The 10,402-nt window shown below is 42.8% G+C and carries 11 protein-coding genes; 5 read left to right on the top strand and 6 right to left on the bottom strand.

Annotation, left to right across the window (positions count from 1 at the left end; translation table 11 throughout):
* Positions 1 to 7 precede the first annotated feature (7 nt).
* The gene (locus N0824_RS00120; RefSeq protein ID WP_108935251.1) at positions 8 to 1,192 is read right to left on the bottom strand and encodes an AAA family ATPase; all 1,185 of its coding nucleotides are present in this window, start codon (positions 1,190 to 1,192) and stop codon (positions 8 to 10) included.
* A 238-nt stretch (positions 1,193 to 1,430) separates the two neighbouring features.
* Here N0824_RS00120 and N0824_RS00125 point away from each other — a divergent pair, with 238 nt between their 5' ends.
* A complete protein-coding gene (locus N0824_RS00125; protein WP_108935252.1) occupies positions 1,431 to 2,570 on the top strand; it encodes a geranylgeranyl reductase family protein in 1,140 nt (379 codons plus the stop codon).
* Here N0824_RS00125 and aroB read toward each other — a convergent pair.
* A complete protein-coding gene (aroB, locus tag N0824_RS00130; protein WP_108935253.1) occupies positions 2,544 to 3,644 on the bottom strand; it encodes a 3-dehydroquinate synthase in 1,101 nt (366 codons plus the stop codon). The two genes, N0824_RS00125 and aroB, sit on opposite strands and share 27 nt — an antisense overlap.
* A gap of 183 nt (positions 3,645 to 3,827) precedes the next feature.
* A complete protein-coding gene (locus N0824_RS00135) occupies positions 3,828 to 4,223 on the bottom strand; it encodes a hypothetical protein (RefSeq protein ID WP_108935254.1) in 396 nt (131 codons plus the stop codon).
* 414 nt (positions 4,224 to 4,637) lie between these two features.
* Between N0824_RS00135 and petN the strand changes: the two genes are divergently transcribed.
* The 4 genes from petN (at position 4,638) to N0824_RS00150 (ending at position 7,986) form a co-directional block, all read left to right on the top strand.
* Positions 4,638 to 4,727: a cytochrome b6-f complex subunit PetN gene (petN, locus tag N0824_RS00140; protein ID WP_012265708.1), complete on the top strand. Its 90-nt coding sequence runs from the start codon at positions 4,638 to 4,640 to the stop codon at positions 4,725 to 4,727.
* Between the two features lie 16 nt (positions 4,728 to 4,743).
* On the top strand, positions 4,744 to 4,887 hold the full coding sequence (locus tag N0824_RS20835) for a hypothetical protein (RefSeq protein WP_002736416.1): 144 nt from the start codon (positions 4,744 to 4,746) through the stop codon (positions 4,885 to 4,887).
* A 311-nt stretch (positions 4,888 to 5,198) separates the two neighbouring features.
* Positions 5,199 to 6,437, top strand: a complete 1,239-nt coding sequence (gene sbcD / locus N0824_RS00145) for an exonuclease subunit SbcD (RefSeq protein WP_108935255.1) — start codon at positions 5,199 to 5,201, stop codon at positions 6,435 to 6,437.
* A 103-nt stretch (positions 6,438 to 6,540) separates the two neighbouring features.
* A complete protein-coding gene (locus N0824_RS00150; protein ID WP_108935256.1) occupies positions 6,541 to 7,986 on the top strand; it encodes a serine/threonine-protein kinase in 1,446 nt (481 codons plus the stop codon).
* Between the two features lie 6 nt (positions 7,987 to 7,992).
* Here N0824_RS00150 and N0824_RS00155 read toward each other — a convergent pair whose 3' ends face one another.
* The 3 genes from N0824_RS00155 to N0824_RS00165 form a co-directional block, all read right to left on the bottom strand.
* On the bottom strand, positions 7,993 to 8,445 hold the full coding sequence (locus N0824_RS00155) for an ATP-binding protein (protein WP_108935257.1): 453 nt from the start codon (positions 8,443 to 8,445) through the stop codon (positions 7,993 to 7,995).
* Entirely contained in the window at positions 8,432 to 9,427 is a 996-nt protein-coding gene (locus N0824_RS00160; RefSeq protein ID WP_108935258.1) for an anti-sigma factor antagonist, read from the bottom strand. Before N0824_RS00160 ends, N0824_RS00155 begins: the two co-directional genes overlap by 14 nt.
* A gap of 113 nt (positions 9,428 to 9,540) precedes the next feature.
* The gene (locus tag N0824_RS00165) at positions 9,541 to 10,191 is read right to left on the bottom strand and encodes a DUF3318 domain-containing protein (RefSeq protein WP_002781787.1); all 651 of its coding nucleotides are present in this window, start codon (positions 10,189 to 10,191) and stop codon (positions 9,541 to 9,543) included.
* Positions 10,192 to 10,402: the final 211 nt, after the last annotated feature.

Here is a 10,402-nt window from a genome sequence, read left to right on the forward strand (position 1 = left end):
TAGTTCCTTAGGGTTCTACTCCTTCAAACCAGCCTTGATTCCAAAGATAGCCGGGTAAATCGCCTTCCGCTACTAAGTTTTTGAGGATTTCGCTATCGGCAGCCCTATGGATTTGGGTGATACCTTGGGATTTAATTAGCCAGAAAATACTAGCTAGTGGAACCGCGTTGATAAAATCGGGGGAGTGGCTAGAAACAAATACCTGACCCCCCTGATCGCTATAGTGGGCGAATTCTTCGGCTAGTTCTTTTAATAAAGTAGGATAAAGTTGGTTTTCTGGTTCTTCGACACAGAGTAGGGGATGAGGATTGGGATCGAATAGTAATATTAAATAAGCGAACATTTTCATAGTCCCGTCAGAAACATAGCGATCAATAAAAGGGTCTTTAAAGGCCTGATCTTGAAAACGTAAAATCAAGCGACCGTCTTCGGTTTCTTTGGCTTCCACAGAGGAAATACCCGGAACTCTTTGTTTCATTTTTTCGAGAATTTGCTGAAAAATTGTGGGATATTGTTGATAAATATATTGAGCAACTGTAGCTATATTGTCGCCAGTAGGGGATAAGTGTTCAGCATAAGATATTTCTTTACTTCCTCTAGCTTCGCTAATATGAAAGTCAGAAACGTGCCAATTTTCAATCAGAGAACGAAAGGCTGTAGCGGCTTTAAAACGTTGAAATTGTCCTAATCCTTTGATTGCTAGTATATCGTTAGATTCTAGCTGTTGTTCTTCTCGATCGAGTTCTTTATCTGGTTTACTAAAATCTTCTTCGTTGGTGATAGCATATCCTTGACCAAGTTGAAAATCTAAAAAATGAAAAGGTTTACCGTATTCACCCCTTTTATAGCGAAGTATTTCGCGTTTGATAACAGGGCGATTTTTGTTTTGTCCAATTATAAGTATATAAGTAACCAGACGTTCTGTATCTAAGATTTTCATGGGAAATTGCAGCTCGATTTCAATATTTTCCTGTTCTTGACCTCTAGTGATAATTTCTCTATAACCGCCGCGAATTTGTAAGGCTTGGCGAATGTTGTTTTTGAGGGCATCTCGCAGAAACCCAAAAATATCAAATAGAGTAGATTTTCCCGTGCCGTTAGCTCCAATAATCACACAAAAAGGGGGAATATCTCTTATGTGTATATTTTTAAACATACGATAGTTTTTTATTTTAATAGAAACAATTTTCATGATATAATCGAGCAGTTATAGTTTTTTTGATTATACGATTGATCAGGTGAAGATAATTGATCAATTAGTCAAAAGAGCCAGAGATTAGGCTCTCTTGGACATGGGGGGATAAATCAGCTAGAAATTAGAGAGGCAAGCTCAACCGCCTGAAGAAGGGACAAGAAACCAGACTCAACACAAGTTGCCCAAAATAGCGTAAATTGTCTATAAATTTGTTCAACGACTTAAATTAGTACAAATGTTTGACTGTATTATCATCGGTGCGGGACCAGCAGGAGCGACGGCGGGTTATCATCTAGCTAAAAAGGGACGATCGATCCTGATCCTCGATAAAGCGAAATTACCCCGTTATAAACCCTGTGGTGGGGGGGTATCCCCGGCAATTAAGCAGTGGTTTGATTTTGATTTTACCCCCGTGATCGAGAATACCGTCACCCAAGTGGAGTTTACTTGGAAACAGGGGGATGCCGCCACCACTAAGTTAAATATGCTAGAACCAATGTGGATGGTACAAAGGGATCGTTTCGATGATTTTTTAGGTCAACAGGCGATCGCAGTCGGGGCAACCATCCAAGATAACAGCGAAGTTACCCAGATCAAATTCGTCCAAGATCACTGGCAAGTTACCACATCCCAGGGAACATTTTCAGGCAAATATCTGATTGCTGCCGATGGTGTTAAGGGCAATACCAGTCGCTGGTTAGGATTACCAGCGAAAAACGAAGCGATCGGGGCTACTCTGGAAATTACTAACGCAGAAGCGACTATTCCACCCCAAAAAGCTTTTTTTGACTTTGGTTCCCTAAAAAATGGTTATATCTGGGCTTTTCCCAAGTCTAATGGTTACACAATTAGCGGTGGTTGTTTTAAGGGCAGCATCAAATCCGAGGAGCTAAAAAAACAACTGTTAAATTATGCCCGTCAAAAAGGCTGGAATTTAGAGGATTATCGCTATAGTGAGTATGCTTTAGCCCTTTGGAATGGAAATCAACCGCTACACGCCCAAAATGCCTTAATTGCAGGGGAAGCGGCGGGTATTCTCGATCCGCTCATCGGAGAGGGTATCCGTCCGGCAATTTTGACGGGAGTTAAGGCAGCCGAGGCGATCGATCGAGCTTTAGCCGGAGATAATCAGGCTTTAGCGGGCTATAGTCGGATAATTCGGGAAGAATGGGGGGAAGATATGGCTTTAGCGGCTAAATTAGCCGGTTTATTCTATCAATTTACCCAAATCGCCTACAATGTCGCCGTTAAACGCCCGATCGCCGGTCAACTGATGGGACGTATTCTCGTGGGAGATTTAAAATACCGGGATGTTACGGAACAAGCGATGCAACAATTGAAAAAGCTTTTACTGCCCGGATTCGGTTGGGGATAACACCTCGCGCACTAGGGTGGGGGTGACTCGATCGCTAATGGTGACTTGGCCGATTGCCGTTGGTAAAATAAATCTAACCTTGCCATCTTTAACCTTTTTATCGGCAGTGAGAGCATTGACCATCTCATCGGCATTTAAAGGCGGAATACGGGTTTCTAAGGCGGCTTTTTCGATTAGATCGGTTTGACGTTGATTTTCCCCGGCGGTCCACATTCCCAGTTTAACAGCGATCGCTCCTGCCGCCACCATCCCCATGGCCACCGCTTCCCCGTGGTTAACGCTAGTATATCCCGTTAAACTTTCAATGCCGTGGGCGATCGTGTGACCATAGTTTAAGATCGCCCGCAAACCCGCTTCTTTTTCGTCTTTGCTTACCACATCTGCTTTAGCTTGGCAAGACTTTGTAATAATTGTTTGCAATAGCTCGCCATCGATCTGAGAAAAACTCGCTAAATTATCCGAGTCTTCTAACTGTTGAAATAACTCAGCATCCCAAATTACACCGTATTTAATCACTTCTGCCATTCCTGCCCGAAATTCTCGCACGGGTAGGCTTTTAAGCACGCTAGGATCGATCAGAACTAATTTCGGTTGATAAAACGCCCCGATCAGATTTTTGCCCTGGGGATGATTAACACCAGTTTTACCCCCGATGGAAGCATCCACCATCGCTAACAGGGTGGTGGGAACCTGGACAAAATTAACGCCCCGTAACCATGTGGCTGCTGCAAATCCCGTCATATCACCGATTACACCACCACCGAGGGCAACCATAGTCGAGGAACGTTCCAGCCGGTGAGCGAGGGCGCTATCATAAACTTGGGCGATCGCATCGAGGGTTTTATAATTTTCTCCGGCGGGGATCAGATGTGTAAAAACGGCAAAGCCCGCTTTTTCTAGGGAATTAACGGCTATCTGCCCGTAATAGTCAAAAATTTCGGGATTAGAAACCAATAAAACCTTTTTACCTAAGCTTAACTGGCTCATTTCTCCACCGAGATTAGCTAAACTGTCCTTCTCGATCAGAATATTATAGGAGCGATCGGGTAAATTAACGGGAATACAAATAGCCATAGGGTGTGGTAATTATAAATTATCAATTATGAATTATGAATTGCGAGGTAGGGAGATGGGGAGTGCCGGAGCAGGGAGAATAAATAAAAATAATCTCCTGACTCCTGTCTCCTGTCTCCTGTCTCCTATCTCCTGTCTCCTATCTCCTGTCTTCTGACTCCCGATAGCCAAAAAGATGATCGGTTATTGGCGCAGCTTAGTCAACTCTAAGAGCAGACGACAGGATAAAAAACAGATAAAGCTCTCTCCTAGAAAGAGACTTAATTGCCAAGCGTCAGCGATCAAGTCTGTGGATAATTGTAGGGGAACTAGGCCGCGGACTAGGGCAAAAGCTGCCACTGTACCATCTTTGAGATGGGGATTATCGTCGTTACGGACGACATAACGATAGGTGACACCGAAGAGAAATCCGCTAATTATCGCCCCGGATATCTTGACAAAAGCGCCAATTACTGTGAGCGATTCCCCTAAAAATAGTCGCTCAACAGTTAAAAATAGCAGATAGGGAACCAGGAAAGCCAGCGCCGAGATACTCCCCACCTGTATGGATTCGATTCTTTCCTTGAGCGTAATTTGCACGATCGCCTCTCTAAAACGGAGTCACTGATGAAGTATTATCGAAAATTTGGGTTGAAAACCTCGCCCTTTAGGGCGACTTTATGTTAGCATTAAATTGAGTCGTTGACTTTGGGAACGCAGGAAACAAGCGACACTCCGTAATCCCTAAATCTCTAACCATCACTGGTACAAAAGCTTTCATCCTAAGTCCACATGGTAAGAGCGAAAAACAATTAAATACTGTGGGACACACAGAAATTTACGCTTGGGGAGTAGTCTTTAAGAGTGCTTACCTTGTAGGTGTAGTCGGACTAGACATGAAACTGTAAGACCAAAATTAGCTTTGCTAGTAGCGGCAAGATTCAGCCCAAGAATCTCCGCCCTAAAAGTGCGGAGAGTGTCAACTCCTAAGTAATTCGTTTAACAAAGGCAATTATGGATATTTTGACACTTGGTTGGGTTAGCATTCTCGCCCTGTTCACTTGGTCGATCGCCATGGTGGTTTGGGGTCGTAACGGTTTCTAGGTAATCTATAGATACCATGGAAACATCTTTGATTCTCAACACTCTCTTTCTAGTCGCCTTAATTCTCCTCGTTATCGTCAGTGGTGGCATTCTCTACCTGACGACTACAGAATGGCGTGATCGCCGTCGCCAAGATGGCGATAAAAAATTAGGAAAATAATCCCGAACAGGTGTACTTAATTACGCCTGTTTTTCCTTTACTATAGATTTCCTGCAAAAATCAAAAATCTGACCTTAGGTGAGGAGACGGTCGATAGGATAATCAGAGACAGGAGGATAAAAAAGACAAGAAACAACTATGATATCCACAAAACCTAAGATTATGTCAGATTTATCTGAGTTTTTAGATATTTTGACTAGATAGCGGTTCGAGAACTTACTTTTTCAGGAGGTCTTAAGTAGCTAGACGCAATTAATTAGACATATCTCACCACCTCTTGCCTTTTGCCTCTTGCCTTTTGCCTACTACTTATGATTAAAATACTGCACTTATCGGATATTCACATGGGGAGCGGTTTTTCCCATGGACGTTTAAATCCAAAAACGGGATTAAACACGCGTTTAGAGGATTTTATGGGCAGTTTAAGCCTCTGTATTGATCGGGCTATTGCCTCCCCTGTGGATCTAGTGCTTTTTGGGGGAGATGCTTTTCCCGATGCCACTCCTCCTCCTTTTGTTCACGAAGCTTTTGCCAGTCAATTCCGTCGTCTTGCCGATGCTAATATCCCGACGGTGTTATTAGTAGGTAATCACGATCAACATTCTCAGGGTAATGGCGGTGTCAGTCTCTCCATCTATCGTACCCTAGCGGTGCCGGGGTTTATTGTTGGCGATCGCCTGACCACCCATCGCATCACCACCCGCAATGGCGATATCCAAGTAATTACTTTACCTTGGTTAACCCGCGCCACTCTCTTAACCCGTCCCGAAACCGAGGGTTTATCCTTGAGTGGGGTAAATGAATTGTTAATTAACCGTTTGGAACCAGTTTTAGAAGGAGAAATTCGCCAATTAGATACAAGCGTACCAACAGTTTTATTAGCCCATTTAATGGCCGATCGAGCTAGTTTAGGAGCAGAAAGATTTTTAGCGGTTGGTAAAGGTTTTACCGTGCCTTTATCGCTGCTAAATCGTCCACAATTCGAGTATGTCGCCCTCGGTCATGTTCACAAACATCAAAATCTTAATCCTAGCAATGATCCGCCTATTGTCTATCCGGGTAGCATCGATCGAGTGGATTTTAGCGAGGAAAAAGAAGATAAGGGCTATGTTTTAATAGAAGTGGCTAAAGGAGAGGTTAAATGGGAATTTTGTCCTTTACCCGTGCGTACTTTCTGTTCCATCGAAGTGGATGTTTCCCAGGCAGCAAACCCCCAAAAAGAATTGCTAAAAGCTCTCAAAAAACATGATATTCAGGAAGCAGTTATCCGCTTAGTTTATAAAATTCGCAGTGAACAATTAGAACTAATTAACACCAATCAGCTTGACGAGGCTTTAAAAACTGCCCATAGTTATAGTATTCGGGCGGAATTAATTAGTCAATTAACCCGTCCCCGTTTACCGGAATTAGGGGTGGGTAATCAATTAGATCCGATAGAAGCGTTAAAAGCTTATATCGATAATAAAGAAGATTTGCGCGATATTGTCGATGATATGTTAGAGGCAGCCCAGCTTTTATTAAATCAACAGCCAGAAATTTGGCCGGAGTAAGAAACCTCGATTTAGCTATCAGTTATCAGTTATCAGTTATCAGTTATCAGTTCACTGTTTACTGATAACTGAAACATCTTCCCTATCCCTGTTTAAACCAGCTATGAGTTTATGTCTTAATCCTGATTGTCTTCATAACAATGATCCTACAGATAAATTCTGTCAAAAATGTCGCTTTCAATTATTACTCAAAGATCGTTATCGTGCTATAAAATTAATTGGTCAAGGAGGTTTTGGTAAAACTTTTCAAGCAATTGATGAGGATAAACCTTCTAAACCTTATTGTGTGATTAAACAATTTTTTCCTAGCGCTCAAGGCAGTAATGCCCTCAAGAAAGCGGCGGAATTATTTAAAGAAGAAGCGATTAGTTTAGATAATCTCGGTCAACACCCACAAATTCCCTCCCTCTATGCCTATTTTACCGGCAATGATGGGCGACAATATCTTGTTCAAGAATATATTGAAGGACAAAATATAGAACAAGAATTACAAAGCGAGGGAGTTTTCAATGAAGAAAAGATCAAACATCTTTTATTAGAAATTTTGCCAATTCTTGATTTTATCCACGCTAAAAGAGTCATTCATCGGGATATTAAACCAGCTAATATAATTAGGAGACGCAGCGATAATAAACTAATTTTAGTGGATTTCGGTGCCTCTAAATTTATCACCATTGCTAATCTTTTTCTGACAGGAACAGTGATCGGTTCGGCGGGATATATCGCCCCGGAACAAAGCAATGGCAAAGCGATTAATAGCAGTGATTTATATAGTTTGGGAGTCACTTGTATCTATTTATTAACGGGAGTATCTCCCTTTGAATTCTTCGATGTGAGAGAACATGAATGGGTATGGAGACAGCACCTTATTAATAATCCTGTTACTGTTGAATTAGGAGAAATTTTAGATAAATTAATTGAATTTGGCACAAAAAAACGTTATCAATCAGCAGGGGAAGTTCTGCAAGAGTTAGCGGTAAAATTAGCCGTAGTGATTCCGCCAAAACCCCGATTACAGAACACAATTCAAGAAACGGTTTTGTCAGTTTTTCCAACCGCCACCAGGGAGGAAATTAACCTCAAAAGTGCCAAGGAAATTGATTACACTAATCTGCGGGATTTATTAGCGCAAGAAAAATGGCAAGAAGCGGATCAAGAAACGGCTAATCTATTCTTAAAAGTTGCCGATCGAACTAAAGAAAAATATCTTAAGATAGAAGATATAGATAACTTTCCCTGTGAAGATTTAGCCACTATCAATCAACTCTGGTTACAATATAGTCAGGAAAAATTTGGTCTATCTGTTCAGAAAAGAATCTATCAAAGTTTGGGAGGAAGCGGCAATTATGATCAACAAAAATGGAACGCTTTCGGGTCAAAAGTCGGTTGGCGAGTTAATCACAAGTGGTTATACTACGATCAAATTACTTTCTCTCTCAAAGCACCCTCCGGACATCTACCCACCCTTGTGTGGGGTGTGGGTGGTGGGATAATTCTTTTTTCTCATCTCGAAACCTGTGCTATGGACAGAGTTTCTAGCAAGGGATAAATTGGCTTAAAAAGTTTTCTGGAGAATTAAACAATTTCTCCCTTCGCCAGTGCGGATATACTGTAAAGTATCAGTAAGAGAACGCATGAAAAGTAATCCTCGATCGCTTTCCATTTCCAAAGGTGCGAGGGGATGTTGTTGTAGAGAATCAAGTTTGGCTTGTAGATCAAAAGGTTGACCGTGATCCCATATTCTTATTTCTAGAGAATGGAACTTGAAAGTTAATTCTAGATCGATCGGTGTAGTCGGTGGTAAATGTTGGTGAGCGTAACGGACAGTATTAGTAAATCCTTCTGCTAAAGCCACCTTACACTGCCAAAGCACCGAGTCAGGTAAAAAAGAGCGGCCGTGAGATTCAAACCATTGTAGGACTGGGATTAAAGCTGCCAATTCCGTCCGGACTTGTAGATGGAATTGGAGGGGGAAAGAAGGGGAATTTAAGACTTCAGAAGGCACCACTGTTTTTTTGAAAGAGAATCAAAATTGTTTTAAAAATCAGTTGTAGATCGTAGCCTAAACTCCAATTTTCTTGATAGCGCAAATCTAGTTGAATTACCTCTTCAAAATTACGCACCTGAGAGCGACCATTCACCTGCCATTCTCCCGTCATACCGGGTTTTACATCTAAACGTTGCCATTGGGGAACATCGTAGCGTTCCACCTCATCGGGGGTGGGAGGACGAGTGCCAACAAGACTCATTTCACCGGTGATCACATTCCAAAACTGGGGCAATTCGTCTAAACTGGTACGACGTAAAAATTGTCCTACCCGGGTAATCCGGGGATCATTTTTATTTTTAAAAAAAGCTCCCTCCGCTTGATTGGGGATTTTATCCTTGAGTGCTTCGGCATTCACACACATGGAACGAAACTTAAAAATTTTAAATTGCCTTCCCAACCAACCGCAGCGGGTTTGACTGAAAAAAATCGGACCTGGACTGTCTAACTTAATAGCGATAGCAATCGGGACAAAAATAACCCCCGTGATTAATAAACCCACGATCCCACCAACAATGTCAAGACCGCGCTTTAACCAACTGCGAATCGAGGGATGGGTTTCTGGTAGATGGTTTTCAGGGGCAGTAAGACCGTTTTCTTGGGGTGCTAGGGGGGGGGTTTGGAAAGTGAATAATTGATCTAGTCCCGTAATCGATAAAACCCCCATCACCGGGGGATGGACGTTAGCCAGCACTAACTCGATATTTTCTGCCCTGGCCGCTTTGAGATTATGGACTAAAGCACCCACACCACTACTATCCATAAATTGAGTGGCATTCAGATCGAGAATGACTTTTCCCGGAGTGGGTGTTTGGGCGATGAGATGGTGAAAGATATCTTTGAACTGTACTGCTTCCAGGACAGTCAAGCGATCCGGCATCCGCAAAACCGGATACTCCATCGGGATGATCAGAAAACGTGTTTCAGGGATTTGGGAAGTCATCGACACAAAGAGGTGGTTTGATAGATGAGCAAGGTCTGATGACCTACCTAATGTTTACTACACTTTTCCCCAAATACCAATGGGTAATGTCACAGATTACCTGTAATTATCGGCTAACGAATCTCACCTAGGGGCGGACGGCCTTGGGTTTGGGCCTTCGCTTTGGCGGCACTCTTTCTCAGGGCATCTAAACGGGTCTCATAACGCTTACGCAGACGACGGTTAGGTGTTTGTTCAATTAGGGTTTTAAAGGCACTGCCTAGGCTCTTGTAGGCGTTGGGGAGAGAATAACCGAAACGGGTGGCTAGGGCGATCGCTTTTTCATCGGCTTCGATCGCTTCTTTGAGAATTTTATCACCGTTATTTTTGCGCCAGAGACGATAACCGGAAATCCCACATAGTCCCATCGCCAAAAGTAATAATAACCCGTCCTGTACCCATAATTCCCCCACTGCACCACCTAAGCCAATAGCGAGGGCGGCCATTTCCCAGCCTTCCCGGGGAATACTATCATTTTGAATCCTGGCCACTTCATGCCAAAAGAGTAAATTACGCTGATCTATGGCTAAATTTTCCCATTTTGCCAAATCTATCTGAATTTCTACCTCGTCTCTGCCAATTTCTTCACAACGGATCAGGGGGGGATTAATCTCTGTGGAACCTTCTACCGTTACCCAACTTTGTAATTCTGGCGGTAGTAGGGTTTTTAGGCGCCGAAGTTCGCTCATTTCGGCTCGTGCAGAGGAGGCCGCATAAGATGTCATAGATTTTTTACCTATTCTCTACCAATGACGATGATTTCTATTTTCGATCATAGCGGTCTTTTTTGTGATCTTGGCAGCTTTTGGCCCTAGAGAGCATTTTCAGTGATCAGTGGGGGAAGTGGGAAGTGGGGAGTGGGGAGTGGGGAATTATGAATTATGAAGTGGGGAAGTGGGGAGTGGGGAATTATGAAGTGGGGAAGTGGTGAGTGAG

Origin of the sequence: Microcystis sp. 0824 (assembly GCF_003112475.1) — a bacterium.
GTDB classification, from domain to species: Bacteria; Cyanobacteriota; Cyanobacteriia; order Cyanobacteriales; family Microcystaceae; genus Microcystis; species Microcystis aeruginosa_C.